General features: G+C 64.5%; 16 protein-coding genes. 8 read left to right on the top strand and 8 right to left on the bottom strand.

What is annotated here, in order from left to right; genetic code table 11:
* Window positions 1-50: 50 nt before the first annotated feature.
* Window positions 51-1661, bottom strand: coding sequence for a bifunctional helix-turn-helix transcriptional regulator/alpha/beta hydrolase (locus tag TM49_RS01260; RefSeq protein ID WP_045679196.1), 1611 nt, complete (start codon window positions 1659-1661; stop codon window positions 51-53).
* Window positions 1662-1872: 211 nt separating this feature from the next.
* Between TM49_RS01260 and murB the strand changes: the two genes are divergently transcribed.
* On the top strand, window positions 1873-2859 hold the full coding sequence (murB, locus tag TM49_RS01255) for a UDP-N-acetylmuramate dehydrogenase (RefSeq protein ID WP_045679195.1): 987 nt from the start codon (window positions 1873-1875) through the stop codon (window positions 2857-2859).
* 51 nt (window positions 2860-2910) lie between these two features.
* Here murB and TM49_RS01250 read toward each other — a convergent pair whose 3' ends face one another.
* A complete protein-coding gene (locus tag TM49_RS01250) occupies window positions 2911-3885 on the bottom strand; it encodes a LacI family DNA-binding transcriptional regulator (RefSeq protein ID WP_045679194.1) in 975 nt (324 codons plus the stop codon).
* A 195-nt stretch (window positions 3886-4080) separates the two neighbouring features.
* Here TM49_RS01250 and TM49_RS01245 point away from each other — a divergent pair, with 195 nt between their 5' ends.
* From TM49_RS01245 to TM49_RS01230, 4 genes are all read left to right on the top strand, one after another.
* Window positions 4081-5952, top strand: a complete 1872-nt coding sequence (locus TM49_RS01245) for a glycoside hydrolase family 2 protein (RefSeq protein WP_082074563.1) — start codon at window positions 4081-4083, stop codon at window positions 5950-5952.
* Window positions 5953-6338: 386 nt separating this feature from the next.
* Complete coding sequence (gene ileS, locus TM49_RS01240; RefSeq protein ID WP_045684575.1) at window positions 6339-9332, top strand: isoleucine--tRNA ligase; 2994 nt, start codon at window positions 6339-6341, stop codon at window positions 9330-9332.
* 185 nt (window positions 9333-9517) lie between these two features.
* The gene (locus TM49_RS01235) at window positions 9518-10204 is read left to right on the top strand and encodes a hypothetical protein (protein ID WP_144409424.1); all 687 of its coding nucleotides are present in this window, start codon (window positions 9518-9520) and stop codon (window positions 10202-10204) included.
* On the top strand, window positions 10204-10683 hold the full coding sequence (locus tag TM49_RS01230; protein WP_045679193.1) for a GNAT family N-acetyltransferase: 480 nt from the start codon (window positions 10204-10206) through the stop codon (window positions 10681-10683). Before TM49_RS01235 ends, TM49_RS01230 begins: the two co-directional genes overlap by 1 nt.
* Here TM49_RS01230 and TM49_RS01225 read toward each other — a convergent pair.
* A complete protein-coding gene (locus TM49_RS01225; protein WP_045679192.1) occupies window positions 10680-11108 on the bottom strand; it encodes a nucleoside deaminase in 429 nt (142 codons plus the stop codon). The genes TM49_RS01230 and TM49_RS01225 overlap by 4 nt on opposite strands.
* Before the next feature lie 84 nt (window positions 11109-11192).
* Here TM49_RS01225 and TM49_RS01220 point away from each other — a divergent pair, with 84 nt between their 5' ends.
* Together TM49_RS01220 and rsmD are read left to right on the top strand one after the other, a co-directional pair.
* Window positions 11193-12695 carry a pseudouridine synthase gene (locus TM49_RS01220; RefSeq protein ID WP_045679191.1) on the top strand — a complete coding sequence of 501 codons (1503 nt, stop codon included), beginning with the start codon at window positions 11193-11195 and terminating at the stop codon, window positions 12693-12695.
* A complete protein-coding gene (gene rsmD, locus TM49_RS01215; protein WP_045679190.1) occupies window positions 12676-13233 on the top strand; it encodes a 16S rRNA (guanine(966)-N(2))-methyltransferase RsmD in 558 nt (185 codons plus the stop codon). Before TM49_RS01220 ends, rsmD begins: the two co-directional genes overlap by 20 nt.
* A 65-nt stretch (window positions 13234-13298) precedes the next feature.
* On the opposite strand, the gene TM49_RS01210 is transcribed toward rsmD, so the two are convergent.
* The 5 genes from TM49_RS01210 to hemP are packed head-to-tail and all read right to left on the bottom strand — an operon-like array spanning window position 13299 to window position 17325.
* Window positions 13299-14093 carry a heme ABC transporter ATP-binding protein gene (locus TM49_RS01210; RefSeq protein WP_045679189.1) on the bottom strand — a complete coding sequence of 265 codons (795 nt, stop codon included), beginning with the start codon at window positions 14091-14093 and terminating at the stop codon, window positions 13299-13301.
* 7 nt (window positions 14094-14100) lie between these two features.
* Entirely contained in the window at window positions 14101-15189 is a 1089-nt protein-coding gene (locus TM49_RS01205; RefSeq protein WP_082074863.1) for a FecCD family ABC transporter permease, read from the bottom strand.
* Between the two features lie 13 nt (window positions 15190-15202).
* Window positions 15203-16063 carry a heme/hemin ABC transporter substrate-binding protein gene (locus TM49_RS01200; RefSeq protein WP_082074862.1) on the bottom strand — a complete coding sequence of 287 codons (861 nt, stop codon included), beginning with the start codon at window positions 16061-16063 and terminating at the stop codon, window positions 15203-15205.
* A gap of 13 nt (window positions 16064-16076) precedes the next feature.
* Window positions 16077-17141, bottom strand: coding sequence for a hemin-degrading factor (locus TM49_RS01195; protein WP_045679186.1), 1065 nt, complete (start codon window positions 17139-17141; stop codon window positions 16077-16079).
* 10 nt (window positions 17142-17151) lie between these two features.
* A complete protein-coding gene (gene hemP / locus TM49_RS22860) occupies window positions 17152-17325 on the bottom strand; it encodes a hemin uptake protein HemP (protein ID WP_082074562.1) in 174 nt (57 codons plus the stop codon).
* A gap of 180 nt (window positions 17326-17505) precedes the next feature.
* On the opposite strand from hemP, the gene TM49_RS01190 reads away from it, so the two are divergent.
* Complete coding sequence (locus TM49_RS01190) at window positions 17506-17955, top strand: hypothetical protein (protein WP_045679185.1); 450 nt, start codon at window positions 17506-17508, stop codon at window positions 17953-17955.
* Window positions 17956-18017 lie beyond the last annotated feature (62 nt).

Here is an 18017-nt window from a genome sequence, read left to right as displayed (position 1 = left end):
GACCGTTGCAAATTCGGCACAAGTGGCTGGGCGGGTGTGCCCTGGCGGTATCATGAGGATTGCGGCAGGCGGCCTTCCGGCGCCGCCGCGAGAACCGGAGTGGAGAACGTCTCATCGAGGGTGTTCGGCGCGATCGCGTTTTCCGGAGACTTGAGGACGTTTGCAAGAAGCGAGAAGTGGCTGACAGCCAGGTGGTGGCCCGCATCCGGCACTACCTTCAGCCGCGCTGTCGGCAGGCCAGCGGCGACATGGCGCATGATCGCGGGCGGGCACATGGTGTCCTCCTCGCCCTGCAGCAGCGTGATGGGGAGCGAAAGGTCGGCGGCATCCGCCAGCCAGTCCCGGTGATTGACTGCCAGGTCGGTGACGACGCTCGCTGACGCCCGGTCGGCAATCAGCTTCAGCCATTCGAGCGCGTGGCCGTGTTCGGCATAGGAGGCGATGGTGCGCAGATCCGCAGGCGCATTGCGGTAGGCATGTCGGTAGGCGCGGAAGGCGAGCTTCTGCGAGCGGGCGATGGGGGCGAAGGCGCGCACCAGCGCTGCCAGCACGCCCGGCCTCTGGCGTAGCGCGCCGGCAAGAGCCGCCTGCAGGCTGTCGCCAGCGGTTTCCGGCGCAAGCGAGGACGGGAAGGGGGCTGCGGCGATGACCAACCGCTCGACGAGCGTCGGATATCGCTTGGCGAAGAACACCGCCCAGGAGACGCCGGCGCTGGTCGCGACGCAGGTCACCGGCGCGCCAACGAAGTGGGCGACGTAATCCGCAAGCGCATCCGCATGGTCTTCGAGCGCCCGCAACGGATCGGCGGTGGCCTCGGCGGTTCCCGGGGCGAAGAAGCGCGGCACGACGAGCCAACGCAGCCCGTTTTCGCGCAGCAAACCGATCTTGTCGTCGCTGAGAACGGTTGGGGAAAGCAGTGGGTGGAAGAACAGGCAAGGCTTGCCGCGCCGGTCGCCGAACTCCCAGACCGGCAGTTGCGTTCCGTTTTCAAGCGCGACCGCGTGAATGAGCACGTCGCGCCCGTACTGGCGGCGAAGCAGGGTGATTTCGGCAGGCACATGCTGTCTGCGCCCGAAGGATTCGATGAAATGACTCATCAGGCGGATCGAGACCGTGCGTGTGAGCGCCGCCTGGCTCGTCACCTCCATCTTCTGGAAGATGATCTGAAGCTGTTTGCGCTTGGTATCGTATGACGCATCCAGTCTTGCGGCCGCCTCCTTCAGTTCCAGCCCGACGAGCAGGCAGGAAAGCAGTTCGTATTCGCTGTTGGTCAGGGTCGCCCCGGTGGTTTTGCCGATGAAGGCGCGATCGAGCATCAGCGCCAGCCAGCCCACGCCTTCGGGTGCACCGGGCCAGGAGCGGCGAAGGTTTATCAGGATGACCAGCCGCCGACCCGTTCCGGCAAAGGCGATACCCTCGTCATTTTCCGGCGGCAGCGTGAAGAGCGCCGGCAGGGTCTCGGCATCGCCAATGTCGACGAGCTTCTGCCCTTCCGTGTCGAGGATCGCGCCGGGGAGCCCGAAGTCGGGCAGTGCGGTGAGGAAGGACTGATGGATTTCAATCCGGCGGCGGGCGGCGAGAACTTCAACATTGTCGCGCTCCCAGGCCTGCGGCAGTGTCGACGGCTTGAAAAGCCGCGGTATCTCCGCCAGCCGGTGCATGTACCGCGCAAATGTCCCGCTCTTTATCGTCATGAAAACAGAGTTGCGGACTTGCGGAGGACGGTCAACAATTTGTGGCGAAAAAGTGCGTTTTTTGCGGCTTCCATGTGTTGGCGGGTCTAGGCGCCCAGCCTTGACGCAGGCTATATCATTCGCCCGGCGGCAGTGTCATAAGGGGCGGATCGCGAACCGAAGACGAAAGCCTGCCCGAATGGATCTCATTGCCGACTATGACCTGACCGCCCTGAACACGCTCGGGCTTAAATCCGTTGCGCGCTACGGCGTCGTCATCGAGGAGGCCGGGATCATCGAGGCGCTTGTCGCCGAAAGTGGCGCCCGGGGCCTGCCATTCAGGATCATCGGCGGCGGCAGCAATCTGGTGCTGCCGGAGCGGCTCGATGCGATCGTCGGGTTGATGCGGATTTCGGGTCGCGCGCGCGTTCCCTCATCGCCGACTCACACCGTCGTCACGGCCGGTGCCGGCGAAAACTGGCATGATTTCGTCGCCTGGACGGTTGGCGAGGGGCTGCCGGGGCTTGAAAACCTCGCCGGCATTCCGGGCACCGTCGGTGCCGCGCCGGTGCAGAATATCGGTGCCTACGGCATCCAGCTTTCCGATCATTTCCATGAACTGACCGCCTTCGATACCGAGACCGGCGAAACCCGCAGCTTCGACCGCGTGGCCTGCGGCTTTTCCTATCGCCAGAGCTTCTTCAAGGCCCATCCCGGGCGCTACGTCATCCTTTCGGTGTCGCTCGCCCTGCCGCATGCCTGGCAGGCGAACCGCGCCTATCCCGGCCTCGACAGCCTGCCGGCCGATGCCGATGCGAAGACGGTGATGGACCGGGTGGTGGCGCTCAGGGCCTCGAAACTGCCGGACTGGGAGGTGCTCGGCAATGCCGGCTCGTTCTTCCACAACCCGGTTGTCACGGTCGCCATCGCCGACGCGATAGAGGGCGCGCCGCGCTATCCGCAGGCCGATGGCACCGTGAAACTTTCCGCCGGATGGCTGATCGAGCAATGCGGGCTGAAGGGCGAGCGCCTCGGTCCCGTCGGCATGTATGAGGGCCATGCGCTGGTGCTGGTCAATCACGGCGGTGCGGTTGCGGCCGATGTCGAGCGGTTTTCGGCGCTGGTCAGGGAGCGGGTTCGGGAGCGGTTCGGCGTCGAGCTCATCCAGGAGCCGATCGCGTTCTAGGGGGCATTTCGCAGTCAGATGGGCGGCGTTTCCGTGAAACGCGGAACGGCTCTAGCGACTGGTGCTCTCGCGCACGATCAGTTCACCCGCGACGATGTGGGTCTCCTCAGCGATCTCGCCGTCGGCGCTCAGGCATTCGAGCGCGCGCTCGGCCATTTCGGTGAAGGGCAGGGTCACCGTCGTCAGCGTCGGTGCAGGCCAGGCCGAAACCTCCCGATCGTCGTAGCCGGCCACCAGGATGTCGCCGGGGCAGGAAAGGCCTGCCGCCTGGATCGCCGATACCGCGCCACGGGCCATGAAATCGTTATGGCAGAAGATCGCATCCGGCCGGGTGTCCGAACCAAGCCAGGCAAGCGCGATCTCGCGGGCGTGACCGTAACTCCAGGCGCCCGCCTCGACGGCGAAGGGCGCGTGGCCGGCTTCGGCAAGCGCCGCCGTGAAGCCTTCCTGCCGCTCGCGCGTTTCCACCTGCCAGGGATCGCCGGTAATCGCAGCAATGCGGGTGGCGCCGGCTTCCAGCAGGTGGCGGGTCGCGGCGTGGCCGCCGCGATGGCCGGATGTGACAACCGCCGTTCCACGGCCGTCCTCGCGCCGGCAGTTGACGAAGACGTGGCGGAACATGTCGAGCTCGATCGTCGGCGTCACCTCGGCGCGGAAGGACATCGCGTAGATCACGCTACTGACGCCGAAATCGCGAAACCGCATCAGCGCCTCGCGTTCCCGCTCCGGGCTGCCGCCGGTCATCTGCAGGATGAGCTCGGCCCCGCGCGCCTCGGCGGCGGTCTGCAGGTCGTCGAGAAGGTTGATCGGATAGGCGGCCGAGATCTCGTTGATCAGCAGGCCATGGAGCGTCTGCCGCTCGCCGTCGCGGTTCAGCGTCGAAGGCAGCGATACATAGCCAAGCTCGCGGGCGGTGCGGAAAACATGCGCGCGCGTCGCATCCGGAATGCGGGCTTCGGCCACATGGTTCAGCACCAGCGACACCGTGGTTTTGGAGACGTCGGCGGCCTTGGCCACGTCTGACATTCTGACTCGTTTTGCCATCCGATTTTTTCTGGCCGGTAAACGCCCGCTTGACAAGCCTTGGTGACCTGTAGCACCCTGATAAACAAGTTTAGCAGATGCGTCTGCCGAACGCGATACCGAGATGAAGACCATTTGAACAAGGGAGGAGAAATGCCCGTGCGGCGAAAGCCCGCGGCGCGATTTCACCGCAGGAACATGACAAGACTGACCGAGATGGAAGACGCGGCCCTGTCGCCGAACCCCTATATGACGCGCGCAAACTGGACTTCGCTCGACGGCGAATGGGAGTTTGCGCATGATGATGCCGGAGCCGGGCTGGCTAACGGCTGGGACAAGGGCGATACCGCCTTCGACCAGCGCATCACCGTGCCCTATCCGCCGGAATCGGTGGCTTCCGGCGTCAATGCCAAGGGCTTCCATCCCGTCATCTGGTATCGCCGCGTCTTCGAGGTCCCGGCACTGAAAGAGGGCGAGCGCCTCGTCATTCATTTCGGCGCGGTCGATTACTACGCCTCCGTCTGGGTCAATGGCCGGCTTGTGGCAAAGCATGAAGGTGGCCACACGCCCTTTTCTGCCGACATCACCGACGTTCTGGGCACCGGTGCGCAGACCGTGGTGGTGCGTGCCGAGGATCCGTGCTCGGATGTCCGCATCCCGCGCGGCAAGCAGGACTGGCAGGAAAAGCCGCACGACATCTGGTACGACCGCACCTCCGGCATCTGGCAGCCGGTGTGGCTGACCGTGGTGCCGAAGCTGCATATCACCGACCTCGCCTTTGTCACCGATATCGCCAATGCGCGGGTGCGCTGCGAAGTCCGCCTTTCCGCCATGCCGGAGCGTCCCGTGCCGCTGACCGTGAAGCTCGGCGGTGACGAGGTGCTGGCCGAGGTGACCGTGATGGTCGATGACAGCGAGGCGGAGTTCGACATCGCCGTCCCCGCGCTGCGTCACGGCATGACGCGCGGCAGGCTGATGTGGTCGCCCGACAAGCCGACCCTGATCGATGCCGAACTGACGCTCGCGGGTGCGGTGCCCGACCGGCTGTCGAGCTATCTCGGCCTTCGCACCGTCGGCATCGGTCATGGTCATTTCCTGCTGAACGACCGGCCAAAATTCCTCCGCCTGGTGCTCGGCCAGAACTACTGGCCCGATACCCATCTCGCCACGAAACCCGGCGAGTTGCGCGAGGAGGTCGAGCATATCAAGGCGCTCGGCTTCAACGGCGTACGCGTCCATCAGAAGGTGGAAGACCCGCGCTTCCTCTACTGGTGCGACCGTCTCGGCGTCATGGTCTGGGAGGAAATGCCGAGCGGCTACGCCTTCTCCGCCTCGCTGGTCGAACGCGCCAGCCGCGAATGGGCGGAAGTCATTCGCCGCGACAAGGGCCATCCCTGCATCATCGCCTGGGTGCCGCTCAATGAAAGCTGGGGCGTGCAGGACATTTCGGAACGCGCCGACCAGCTGCATTTCGCCGATGCGCTCTACCACCTTACCAAGGCGCTCGATCCTTCGCGGCCGGCGATCTCGAACGATGGCTGGGAACTCGGCGACACCGATATCCTGTCGCTGCACGACTATGCGCCGGATGGCGAGGAGCTGGGCGCACGCTACGGCGACGGCGAGGGACTTGCCGAACTGATCAAGGGCTATGGCGCGGCCGGTCGGCGCATCCTGCTGAAGGGCGAAAAGGCCGATGGCAGGCCGCTGATGCTCACCGAATTCGGTGGCGTCAGCTTCACACCCGAAACCGGTGTGGAATGGCACGGCTATGCCACGGTCTCAGATGGTGCGGCACTGGAGGCGAAGCTTGAGGGGATGTTCGAGGCGATTGCCGCCTCGCAGCACCTGATGGGTTATTGCTATACCCAGCTCACCGACACGCTGCAGGAGACCAATGGCCTGCTGCTCGCCGACCGGACGCCAAAGATCGCCGTCGACAAGCTCCGCCGCATGATCACACTGCCTTCCGCCGCGCATCCGCAGGAACGCGTCGCCGCCGAGCGCGAATACGCCAAGGCCCGTTCGAAGGGCATCGAAGCGGCGCGGGGCGAAGCCCGCGAGGACTGAGGTCTTTCCCTGTACCGTCCTGGATGAAGCCGGCATCGGCCGGCTTCACAGCCTTCGATCTTCGTCAAAGGGGTTGGTTGTTGTCACGCCGGCAAAAGAGATCGCTCGTCTGGAGCGCTGGTCTTTCCTGAATGGAGCGACGCTTTCGCCCGATCGATCGTGCCTCTATTCGCCAAACCTCTTTTCATCGCGGCGAAAAACGCTTAAAGACGCCCCATGATGACAGGGTATCGCTCCATACGAATTATTGGCCCGGCCTTCCGCGCTGCTTGAATGAAGAGCGCCGGAAGGTCCGGGATTTTGGCGTTTATCACGCCCTTCGCCACGACATTTCCATCGATATGCGATTGCGCGCCCGCGACGGGCCGCCAGAAAGCCGCGAAACCATGAGCGACACCAAAGACACGATCGACTATTCCGAGACGCTTTATCTGCCGAAGACCGATTTCCCGATGCGTGCCGGTCTCCCGCAGAAGGAGCCCGAGACCGTTGCCCGCTGGCAGGAAATGGGGCTTTACAAGAAGCTCCGCGATGATGCCAAAGGCCGCGAGAAATTCGTGCTCCACGACGGCCCGCCCTATGCCAACGGCAACATCCATATCGGTCATGCGCTGAACAAGATCCTGAAGGACGTGATCACCCGCTCGTTCCAGATGCGTGGGTTTGACAGCAACTATGTTCCCGGCTGGGATTGCCACGGCCTGCCGATCGAATGGAAGATCGAGGAAGCCTATCGCGCCAAGGGCCAGAACAAGGACGAGGTGCCGATCAACGAATTCCGCCGCCAGTGCCGCGAATTCGCGCAGGGCTGGATCGATGTCCAGACCAAGGAATTCCAGCGTCTCGGCATCGAGGGCGACTTCGAGCATCCCTACACCACGATGGCCTTCCACGCCGAGGCCCGGATCGCCGGCGAACTGCTGAAGATCGCGAAATCCGGCCAGCTTTACCGTGGCTCGAAGCCGGTGATGTGGTCCGTCGTCGAGCGCACGGCGCTGGCCGAAGCGGAAGTGGAGTATCACGAGGTTCAGTCGGATACGATCTGGGTGAAGTTTCCCGTCCTCGGGCATTTCGGGCAGGACGAGACGTTCGGTGATCGCGAGGCGCTGCGTCGTGCCGTGCATGCACAGAATGCCGAAGGACGGGAAGGGCCGCTCGGCGATCTGCACAGCGCTTATGTCGTAATCTGGACAACGACGCCCTGGACCATCCCCGGTAACCGCGCGATCGCCTACTCGACGCGCGTCGAATACGGTCTTTACGAGGTGACGGCGGCGGAGAATGAATTCGGACCTCAGGTCGGCGAAAGGCTCATCTTCGCCGATACGTTGGCTGAGGCTTCGTTTTCAAAAGCCAAGCTCGAATACCGCCGCCTGCAGGATGTGCCTGCCGAAAAGCTGAAGAGCCTGATCTGCGGCCATCCGCTTCGCGGCTTTGGCGGCGGCTACGATTTTGTCGTCCCGCTACTGGATGGCGACCACGTTACCGACGATGCCGGTACGGGGTTTGTCCACACCGCGCCCGGCCACGGTCGCGAGGACTTTGATGCGTGGATGGAGAAGGCACGCGAGCTCGAGGCGCGCGGCATTTCGGCAAAAATCCCGTTCACTGTCGGCGACGACGGCTATTACACCGATGATGCGCCGGGCTTCGGCCCGTCGGCTGAGGGCGGTGCGGCCCGCGTCATGGATGATGACGGCAAGAAGGGCGATGCCAACGACCGCGTGATCAAGGCGCTGATCGCCGCCAACATGCTGTTTGCCCGCGGCCGCATCAAGCACGACTATCCGCATTCCTGGCGCTCGAAGAAGCCGGTGATCTTCCGCAACACGCCGCAGTGGTTCGTCTATATGGACAAGGACCTTGCCGACGGCTCGACGCTCCGATCGCGTGCCCTGTCCGCCATCGACGACACCCGTTTCGTGCCGGCTGGCGGCAAGAACCGGCTGCGCGGCATGATCGAGAACCGTCCGGACTGGGTGCTGTCGCGCCAGCGCGCCTGGGGCGTGCCGATCTGCGTCTTCGCCGACAAGGCCGGCAATGTGCTGGTTGATGAAGCCGTCAACGCTCGCATCCTCGAGGCCTTCGAGGCTGAAGGCGCCGACGCCTGGTTTGCCGAAGGCGCACGCGAGCGCTTCCTCGGTTCCCGTGCCAACGAAGACTGGGACATGGTCACCGACATCCTCGATGTGTGGTTCGACTCAGGCTCGACCCACACCTTCACGCTGGAGGATCGTCCCGACCTGAAGTGGCCGGCCGATGTCTATCTCGAAGGCTCCGACCAGCATCGCGGCTGGTTCCATTCTTCGCTGCTGGAAGGCTGCGCCACGCGCGGCCGCGCGCCCTACAACGCCGTGATCACCCACGGGTTCACGATGGATGAGCAGGGCCGCAAGATGTCGAAGTCGCTCGGCAATGTGGTATCGCCGCAGCAGGTGATGGAAAAGTCCGGCGCCGATATTCTCCGGCTCTGGGTGATGACCACCGACTACTGGGACGACCAGCGCCTCGGCGACACCATCATCAAGACCAATGTCGACAGCTACCGCAAGCTCCGCAACACGCTGCGCTGGATGCTCGGCACGCTCGCCCATGACGAGGGCGAGGAGATCGACGCGGCGGAAATGCCCGAGCTCGAGCGGCTGATGCTCAATCGTCTGGCCGAGCTCGATGAGCTTGTGCGGTCGAGCTATGATGCGTTCGATTTCAAGCGCATCGCCCGCACGCTGACGGATTTCGCCAATATCGAGCTTTCGGCCTTCTACTTCGATGTCCGCAAGGATGCGCTTTACTGCGATGCGCCGTCGTCGCTGCGCCGCCGTTCGGCCCTCGTGGTAATCCGCAAGCTGTTCGATTGCCTGGTGACCTGGCTGGCGCCGATGCTGCCCTTCACCACGGATGAAGCGTGGCTCTCGCGCAACCCGCAGGCCGTGTCCGTACATCTTGAGCAGTTCCCCGAAGTGCCGTCCGCATGGAAGGATGACGCGCTTGCCGCCAAGTGGGAAAAGATCCGCGAGGTTCGCAAGGTGGTGACCGGCGCGCTCGAGGTCGAACGTCGCGAAAAGCGGATCGGCTCCTCGCTGGAGGCGGCTCCGGTCGTCTATGTCAGTGACGATGCGCTGCTGGGTGCCCTCGATGACCGCGATTTCGAGGATATCTGCATCACTTCGGCGATCCGCGTCGAGAAGGGCGAGGGCCCAGCCGATGCGTTCCGTCTGCCCGAGGTTGCCAATGTTGCCGTGGTTCCGGCGCTGGCGTCGGGAAAGAAGTGCGCGCGTTCTTGGAAGATCACGGATGATGTCGGCTCCGATCCGGAATATCCGGAGGTTTCTGCCCGCGACGCGGCGGCGCTGCGTGAACTGGCGGCGCTGAAGGGCTGAGAAATACCAAGGCCGGCCGCGGTTCGCCGCGGCCTTTCGTCTTCATTCTGTTGACGAATTGCGAAAAGGGTGGTTCTGCGCTAGGAATGTCGCGTTTTAGCCGGATTCATCGCCGAAGCATGGCTGATGGCCAAAAATGAGACCGGGCGTCGCTGAGACGGCGCGGAGGAATGGTAAGAGAGCGCATGACTTTTGTTCCCCGTTCGATGAAGATCGCAATTGCCCTTGCCGGCCTCGCTGGCATGGCTTCGCTTTCCGCCTGTGTCAGCGCGCCCACCTATGGCACCGGCACCAAGGCGACAACGCAGCTCGTCGAGGATCTCGGCGCCGCCGTGCTGGTCGTCAACCCGGAGCAGAAGAACGACATCGATTACGAAGCCCGCCCCGAACTGGTGCGGCCGACCGGCGATGTGTCCGGCCGTCAGCTGGCGCCGCCGCAGAAATCGGTCGCCGAAGCCGGCAGCCCCGGCTGGGTCGAATCGCCCGAGGAGCAGCGCCAGCGCCTCTACGACGAGGCCGAGGAGAACAAGGACAATCCGTCCTACCGTTCGCCGCTGTTGACGGGTAACAACCCGCAGGGCATGACGGAGAAGGAACAGCTCGAAGCCTTCCGTCAGGCACGCAAGGAAGCGACCACGATCGATATCTCCCAGCGGAAATATTTGATCGACCCGCCGGCATCCTATCGCGAAGCATCGAGCCCCGAAGCACTGAACGACCTCGGCGAGGACGAGCGGACCAAGGAGCGTCGCCGCAAGCAGCTTGCCGAGGGCAAGAACCCCGACAAGTGCTTCCTGTTCCTGAACTGCACCAGCAGGGCGGCTGAGGAGATGAGTCAGAGCCAGTCGCCCTACGCGACCGGCCGGAACTGATGGGTTTTGCAATCCGGAAGGCGGTGCGTGAAGACGCCGCCACCATCTTCCGCTTCATCTGCGATCTCGCCGAGTTCGAGAAGGCGCTCGACAAGGTCGAGACCAGCGTGGAGGGGATTGCGGAGGCGATGTTCGGTCCCGATGCGGTGACCGGTGGCCTGATCGCCGAGGTTGACGGCAAGCCGGCAGGCTTCGCGGTCTATTACTACACGTTTTCGACCTGGCAGGGCCGCAACGGCATTTATCTCGAGGATCTCTATGTCGATCCCGAGCATCGTGGTGCCGGCCTCGGCAAGGCGCTGATGAAGGCCGTTGCGGAGATCGCGGTAAAGCGCGGCTGCGGGCGGATGGAATGGAGCGTGCTCGACTGGAATGTCGGCGCCATCCGCGTCTATGATGCCGTTGGCGGGGTGCCGCAGAGCGAGTGGATCCGCTACCGGCTGGAAGACGACACCCTGGCGGGATTTGCCGCCGGCTAGCGGCGTTCTTCGAAGAATTGCCTGAGAAGGGTCGCGGCACGGGTTTCGGAAAAGCCGGAATAGACCTCGGGCCGGTGATGACAGGTCGGCTGGTCGAAGAACCGGCCGCCATGATCGACGCCGCCGCCCTTGGGATCGGCGGCGCCATAATAGAGCCGTTCGATGCGGGCGAACGCGATTGCCGCGGCGCACATGGCACAGGGCTCCAGCGTGACATAGAGGTGTGCACCCGGAAGCCGTTCGGAGCCCTCGGTGGCGCAGGCTTCGCGCAGCGCTAGGATTTCGGCATGGGCCGTCGGATCGAAGAGTTCGCGGGTGCGGTTGCCGGCGCTGGCCAGCACGATGCCATCGCGCACCACCACGGCGCCGATCGGCACTTCGCCGCGCTTTCCGGCCGCTTCCGCCGCTTCAAGCGCGATCGCCATGAAATCCGGGGGCACCACGACAAGTTTCCTCTTAACGCTCTTTCCCGTTCCTGTTAGAGGATCGGAACCAACAGGCAAAGAAGAATGAACGATAAAAGCAAATTTCCAAAGCGTGGCGGCAAGCCGGGCGGGTCGAAGGGCGGAAAGCCGGAAGGCAAGGCAGCGCCCCGCAAGGCGGCGCCGAAGGCAGAGGCCGTGCCCGGCGAGCCCGAGCGCATCTCCAAGATCCTGGCGCGCGCCGGCGTCGCCTCCAGGCGCGATGCCGAGCGGATGATCCTCGATGGCCGCGTCAAGGTGAATGGCAAGCTGCTCGAAACCCCGGCCATCAACGTCACGCTTGCCGACAAGATCGAGGTTGATGACGAGGAAATCCGCGGCATCGAGCGCACCAGACTGTGGATCTACCACAAGCCCGCGGGGCTCGTGACCACCAATGCCGATCCGGAAGGCCGGCCGACCGTCTTCGACAACCTGCCGAAGGACCTGCCGCGCGTCATCTCCATCGGCCGTCTCGACATCAACACCGAGGGCCTGCTGCTGCTCACCAATGACGGCGGTCTGGCGCGGGTGCTGGAACTGCCGGCAACCGGGTGGCTGAGGCGCTACCGCGTGCGCGCCCACGGCAAGATCGAGCAGGCCGATCTCGACAAGCTGAAGGACGGCATCGCCGTCGACGGCGTGCTCTACGGCGCGATCGATGCGACGCTCGACCGGGTGCAGGGCTCCAACGTCTGGATCACCATGGGCCTGCGCGAAGGCAAGAACCGCGAGATCAAGAACGTGCTCGGCGCGCTCGGTCTTGAGGTCGGCCGGCTGATCCGGATTTCCTACGGTCCGTTCCAGCTCGGCGAGATTGCCGAGGGCAATGTCATGGAAGTGCGCGGCCGCACGCTGCGCGACCAGCTCGGCCCGCGTCTGATCGAGGAATCCGGTGCCAATTTCGATGCGCCGATCTATCACGATGGCGAGGCGCCGGTGAGCAAGGCGGAACCCGTCGAGGAACCGAAGCGGACGCCGCGCCGTGAAAAGCTCGATCGTGGCGAACGCTCCGAACGCGGTCGTGATCGACTCGACACCAAGCGCAAGGGTGCCGAGGAAAAGGTCTTCAAGGATATCGAGACCCGCAACCGCTCCACCAATGTCTGGATGGCGCCGGGCGCCCGTCCGCTGGGGCCCAAGGCGAAGAAGAAGGCCGAGGACCGCGCCCGCGAGGACGCGCGCCGTGACGCCCGCCGTGATGAACGTCGCAAGCCGTCAGCTTCGGGCGCCGAGGGCGAGGTCCGCAAGAGCCCGCGTCCGGCAGGCGCAAAGGCCGGCGGCAAGGGCAAGTCCTTCGCCAAGCCCGGTGGCGCCGGTGGCCCGCGCAAGCCGCGCGAGGCAGGCGGCGCGAGCGAAGGCAAGCGTTTCGACGGGCCGAAACGGCCGCGTGGCGAAGGTCGCCCGGCCGGCGAGAAGCGTTTTGAGGGCGGCGGCCCGAAACGGGAAGGCCGTCCTTCCGGCGATAAGCGCGGTGGTGGTTCTCGGGACAGTGGACCGCGTGGCGGTTCGGGCAAGGGGCCGAGGGGCAATGCGGATCGTCGGCGGTGAGTTCCGCGGGCGGCCGCTTGCAACGCCGAAGTCATCCGACATCCGGCCGACGACCGACCGCACCCGCGAGAGCCTGTTCAATATCCTGATGCATGCCTATCCGGAGGCACTGGAAGGCACCCGGATGATGGATCTCTTTGCCGGAACCGGTGCGATGGGGCTTGAGGCCCTGTCGCGCGGCGTCAAGGCGGTGCTCTTCGTCGAAAACAGCGTCGAGGGACGGGGCCTGCTGTGGTCGAACATCGAAACGCTCGGCCTTGCCGGGCGCACGCGCATCATGCGCCGCGATGCCACCTCGCTCGGTGTTGCCGGCAAGCTTGAACCCTATGAATTCCTGTTCGCCGACCCGCCCTATGGCAAGGGCCTCGGCGAAAAGGCGTTCACGGCGGCGGCCACGGGCGGCTGGCTGAAGCCGGGCGCACTTGCCATCCTCGAGGAACGCGCCGACGTGACGCCGGAGATTTCCGCCGGTTACGAAGCCCTCGAAACCCGCGAGTTCGGCGACACGCGTATGCATTTCTATCGCTATAGGGGCTGAGCCCTTCGCCCCGTCACCCGTGGGCGAGGCGCCGTCAAGCGCGGGAGCGTCCGTGCCTTCTGCGCCTATTCGCTGGCCGCCGAATGCGGCAGCACGAAGGGGGTGTCGTCCCGTGGTATCTGGTTGACGGAAAGGCGGGCGCGGAAGACGGCATAGAGATTGTCGTCGGTGAGCACATCCCTTGGCGCGCCCGCTGCGGCGATCCTGCCCTCCTTCATCAGCACCACATGGTCGGCATAAAGTGCGGTCAGGTTGAGGTCGTGCATCACGGCGATGACGCCGCCGCCGGCCTCGGCGAAGCCGCGGGCGAGCCGCATGATGGCAAGCTGGTGGCGGATATCGAGGCTCGCCACGGGCTCGTCGAGCAGCAGCCAGCGCGGCGTTCCGTCCTCAACGGGGCGTTCGATCTGGCAGAGCACGCGGGCGAGCTGCACGCGTTGCTGTTCGCCGCCGGATAACTCCTGATAGAAGCGGCCCTCGAAGCCTTTCAGGTCGACGGCGGCAAGCGCGGCGGCGATCACCGCGCGATCCTTGTCCGCTGCGCGGTGGCCGCGTCCGGAAAGCCCCATGCGCAACACTTCGGTGACGGTGAACGGAAAGGCGAGGTTTGAGGCCTGCGGCAGCACGCCACGCAGTTCGGCAAGCTGCCACGGCGCCAGGCTGGCTATCTCCCGAGTGTTGATCGTGACGGCGCCCGATTGCGGGGTGATGTCGCCGGCGATCGTCTTCAGCGTCGTGGTCTTGCCGCAGCCGTTCGGCCCGCAAATGGCGGTGAGACGTCCGGCCGGCGCCTGAAGCGATACGCCATGCAGCACCGAACGGCCCGAAAGGGTGACGGATATGTCGCGGGTGGTGATCATCATGCCGTCACAGGTTGAGCCGCGAGCGGTTGCGCAGCAGGATCCACAGGAAGAATGGCCCGCCGGCAACGGCGGTGATGATGCCGATCGGCAGCTCGGCCGGCGCGACAGCCGTGCGTGCGAACATGTCGGCAAGCACCAGAAGGGCACCGCCGAGAAGGGCTGCGGCCGGCAGCAGGAAGCGGTGATCCGGGCCAATGACGAGGCGCAGCAGGTGCGGTACGACGATGCCGACAAAACCGATGCCGCCGGAAACGGCGACGCCCGCGCCGGTCGCGGCCGCCACCGCGACGATGGTGACGTTCTTCAGCCGCTGTACGGGAATGCCGATATGGAAGGCCGTCGCTTCGCCGAGCGTGATCGCGTTCAGCCCCTTCGCCATGAAGGGCAATACGGCAAAGGCTGCGGCCATGATCGGCAGGATGGCGAAGACCTTGGTCCAGGTCGCGCCGGCAAGCGAGCCCATCGACCAGAACGTCAGGTCGCGAAGCTGCTGGTCGTTGGCGAGATAGACGAGAAAGCCGGTGGCCGCGCCCGTCAGCGCCGAAAGCGCGATGCCGGCAAGCAGCATGGTGGCAACCGAGGTTTGCCCGTGGCGGGTGGCTATGCGATAGAGCAGCAATGTGGTCACCAGGCCGCCGAGGAAGGCGGCCGCCGGCAAGGCGTAGAAGCTGAGCAGGTTATAGACCGGCGCCGCCACCGTGCCGCCGAGCACGATCATCACCACCGCGCCGAAGCCGGCGCCGGCGGAGACGCCGACAAGCCCCGGATCGGCCAGCGGATTGCGGAACAGGCCCTGCATGGCCGTGCCACAGACCGCAAGCGAGGCGCCGACGAGGAAGCCCATCACCGCGCGCGGCAGGCGGATATCGAAGATGATGATGCGGTCGCGTGCCGCCAGCGCGTCGTCGGCGCCGCCGGTAAGGATGGCGCGGGCAACATCGAACACCGAGGCATCCGAGGCGCCGGTCGCAACCGAGATCAGCAGTACCGCCATCGAGACGACGGCAAGCACGAAGATGGTCGCGACGGCGATCCGGGATCGGTCGCCGGTCGCGCGCCAGTGGGCTTGCCGTGTGCTCAGCGCGTCCATCATCGCCATGCCAGTCTCACTTTCCGTAGATTTCGTCGGTCAGTGTCTTCAGGTTGTCGGCAAAGCGCGGTCCGAAATTCATCATGCCGACCGGGTCGATATGGTAGATCGCGCCGTTCTGGACGGCAGGCGTCAGCGCCAGTGCCGGCTGACCGGCCATGTCGTCATTACTCAGCGAATGGCCGCCTGCGGCGCCGCCCATGACGAGGATGATGTCGGGCGCCGCTTCGATAACCGCCTCGTCGGAGAGCGCCTTGTAGCCGGGGAAGTCGCCGATGGCATTCTCGAGCCCGGCCGCCTCGATGACGCCGTTGGCCGCCGTGCCGGTGCCGGAACCCATCACCTTGCCGCCGCGAAGCGACAGGATGAAGATCGCGCGCTTCTTCTCTGTCCGCGCCTCGTTTGCCGCGAGGATCGGGTCGAGATCGGCGGCGATGTCGGCTGCGAGCGCCTCCGCCTCGGTCTTGCGACCGATCAGCGTGCCGATGGTCTTCACCTTCTCGATGATGCCGTCGCGGCTATAGGCTTCGGGCACTTCGGCGAAGTCGAGATCGGCCTTCTTCAACACATCGATGGTTTCCGGCGGGCCGGCGCCTTCGATCGAGATGATCGCCGTCGGGCTGACCGAGAGCACGCCCTCCGGGGACAATTGTCGCATGTAGCCGACGTCCGGCAGGTCATTCGCCTCGGGCGGGAAGGTGCTGGTGGTGTCGCGGCCGACGATCTCGTCGCCGGCGCCGAGCGCATAGACGATCTCGGTCACCGAACCGCCGATGGTGACGAGCCGCGAGGGATCGGCAAGCGGCTCGGCCGCAAGCGCGGCGTTGGCGGAAAGCAGGCCTGCGGTCAGAAGGGCGAGCGTCTTCAGGGCATTCATGGCGGGCATCTCCTCAGGCGACCGCCATTGCGCCGGCGCGGGGCAGGCCTTCTGCGAGTTCGCGCCACAATGGCCGCTCCGCATAGCCTTCCAGCCGCTTTCCGAAGAACTGGATGATCATCTCGCCCTCGGCATTGAAGGCCTCGATCGAGGTAACGTGGCCGTCGCTGGTCGGCTTTCTGACCAGCCAGGTCTCGGCAATGTGGTCGCGGCGCAGGTGCAGGTGGAAGGTCGGGTCCATGATGTTGATCCACGGCCCCATCTCGGCGACCTTCGAAATCGGCCCGGAATGGATCTGGACGATGCCGCGATTGGAAACGAACACCATCAGCGGCAGTTCCTGAAGGGCGGAGGCCTTGGTCAGAAGCGCCGTGACGGCATCGTCCGCGAGCCGGACCGCATAGTCATCGCCGACCGATGAGAGCGCCGTCTTGCGGTGCACCTTCAACTCGTTCAGCATGCCGAAGAACTGGTGCGTGTCGGTGAGCGCGCTCCAGCGGTCGCGCAGCAATTCGACATCGACGGCATCGGGATCGCGGGCATGATCGGCGTCGTGGGCGGTGAAGGCCTCGGTTTCAACCGTCTGGCTCTGCGCCTCAAGCCGGGTCTCCGAAACGAATCGGTGATAGGCCTCGACATTGGAGGCCGGGCGCCAGTGGAGCTTGAACACCGCGGTGCCGGTCTTGTCGAAATATTGCAGGCTGAGCTTCTCATTGCCTTCATCGTCGGTCTTGGTGACGGCGAAGGCATGGGCCCAGCGGCTCGGGAAGATGCGCAGGTCGATATTCTCGCCGAGCACGATGGCCGAGTTCTTGCCGCTCTTGATGTTTTCGAAGATGCCGATCTTCTCGTGTACCGCGCTTTCATTGCGCGACAGCGCCATGATCTCGCCGAAACCTTCGGCGTGGGCGAGAAGCGGGGTGGGGTTCGCGTCGATGCGCGTCGCCGTGAGGCCGACTTCGGCGGCGACCAGCTCGGCCTCGCTGATGCCGAGGATGCGGGCGATGTCGCGTTCGCGCATCTTCGGGTTGTCGCGGCGGAAGGCGCGGATTTCTTCGGGGGTCTTCTGCTCGGTCATCGTCTCTTGCCTATTTGTTCAGGATGAGCTTGCCCTGACGGGTGATCTTCATGCGGTAATCGGCCCCCTGATGGCGGATGATGATCTCGCTTGCGCCCCGGAAAAGCGTGTCGCTTTCGAGGACGGCAGGGGTTTCCGATTGTTTCTCGCGGGCCTCGCCACGGTCCGTTTTCGTGTCGTTCATCGTCACGTATGTTGTCTTGGTTCTATAAACTTGATAATTGGAATCATGTTTTTATAAGTTGACTCCATTAATCACCTTTGTCTATCCACGCAATAGACGATTTGACGGTTGACCGATAGAATGTGGCGCGGGCCTCAGCCCCGTGTCGCCAACCACCAAATTTGAACCGGGATTTGAGAGATGAAACTATTCGCAAGCGCCGCCGTCGCGCTTTTCGCCCTGTCGCAGCCATTGATGGCTCAGGAGGCGGCCTCGACGGACGCCGAGACGACTTCGGATGCGCCGGCGCCGGCTGGCCTGTCGATTTCGCTGAATTCGCTCGAGACCACGGAGAACGGCTGCAAGCTGACCTTCGTTGTCGACAACGAGCTTGCCGAGACGATCGAGAGCCTGCAGACGGAAGTGGCTCTCTTCAATGCCGAAGGCGTGGTGGATCGACTGACCATGCTGGACTTCCTGACGCTGCCGGCCGGCAAGAAGCGCGTCCGCCAGTTCGAGCTTCCCGGCCAGACCTGCGATGCGCTGGGCGGACTGCTGCTGAACGACATCAAGGTCTGCGAAGCGGGCGGCGCCGACTGCATGGCCAATCTGACCACTGATTCGAAGGCCGGCATTCCTTTCGACGGCTGAACGGCCACAAACTGGGTTCGGGGTAATGATGGACGACAGGTCTATGTTTGCCAGAGGCTTGC

The organism is Martelella endophytica, assembly GCF_000960975.1.
Classification (GTDB): Bacteria; Pseudomonadota; Alphaproteobacteria; order Rhizobiales; family Rhizobiaceae; genus Martelella; species Martelella endophytica.
Note: the sequence above shows the minus strand (reverse complement) of the source record. Positions and strands in the feature narration are given on the sequence as shown.

Coding starts and splice junctions, on each gene's coding strand:
- TM49_RS01260 (WP_045679196.1), bottom strand. CDS start 1,661: ATGCACCGGCTGGCGGAGATACCGCGGCTTTTCAAGCCGTCGACACTG.
- murB (WP_045679195.1), top strand. CDS start 1,873: ATGGATCTCATTGCCGACTATGACCTGACCGCCCTGAACACGCTCGGG.
- TM49_RS01250 (WP_045679194.1), bottom strand. CDS start 3,885: ATGTCAGACGTGGCCAAGGCCGCCGACGTCTCCAAAACCACGGTGTCG.
- TM49_RS01245 (WP_082074563.1), top strand. CDS start 4,081: ATGACAAGACTGACCGAGATGGAAGACGCGGCCCTGTCGCCGAACCCC.
- ileS (WP_045684575.1), top strand. CDS start 6,339: ATGAGCGACACCAAAGACACGATCGACTATTCCGAGACGCTTTATCTG.
- TM49_RS01235 (WP_144409424.1), top strand. CDS start 9,518: ATGACTTTTGTTCCCCGTTCGATGAAGATCGCAATTGCCCTTGCCGGC.
- TM49_RS01230 (WP_045679193.1), top strand. CDS start 10,204: ATGGGTTTTGCAATCCGGAAGGCGGTGCGTGAAGACGCCGCCACCATC.
- TM49_RS01225 (WP_045679192.1), bottom strand. CDS start 11,108: ATGGCGATCGCGCTTGAAGCGGCGGAAGCGGCCGGAAAGCGCGGCGAA.
- TM49_RS01220 (WP_045679191.1), top strand. CDS start 11,193: ATGAACGATAAAAGCAAATTTCCAAAGCGTGGCGGCAAGCCGGGCGGG.
- rsmD (WP_045679190.1), top strand. CDS start 12,676: ATGCGGATCGTCGGCGGTGAGTTCCGCGGGCGGCCGCTTGCAACGCCG.
- TM49_RS01210 (WP_045679189.1), bottom strand. CDS start 14,093: ATGATCACCACCCGCGACATATCCGTCACCCTTTCGGGCCGTTCGGTG.
- TM49_RS01205 (WP_082074863.1), bottom strand. CDS start 15,189: ATGATGGACGCGCTGAGCACACGGCAAGCCCACTGGCGCGCGACCGGC.
- TM49_RS01200 (WP_082074862.1), bottom strand. CDS start 16,063: ATGAATGCCCTGAAGACGCTCGCCCTTCTGACCGCAGGCCTGCTTTCC.
- TM49_RS01195 (WP_045679186.1), bottom strand. CDS start 17,141: ATGACCGAGCAGAAGACCCCCGAAGAAATCCGCGCCTTCCGCCGCGAC.
- hemP (WP_082074562.1), bottom strand. CDS start 17,325: ATGAACGACACGAAAACGGACCGTGGCGAGGCCCGCGAGAAACAATCG.
- TM49_RS01190 (WP_045679185.1), top strand. CDS start 17,506: ATGAAACTATTCGCAAGCGCCGCCGTCGCGCTTTTCGCCCTGTCGCAG.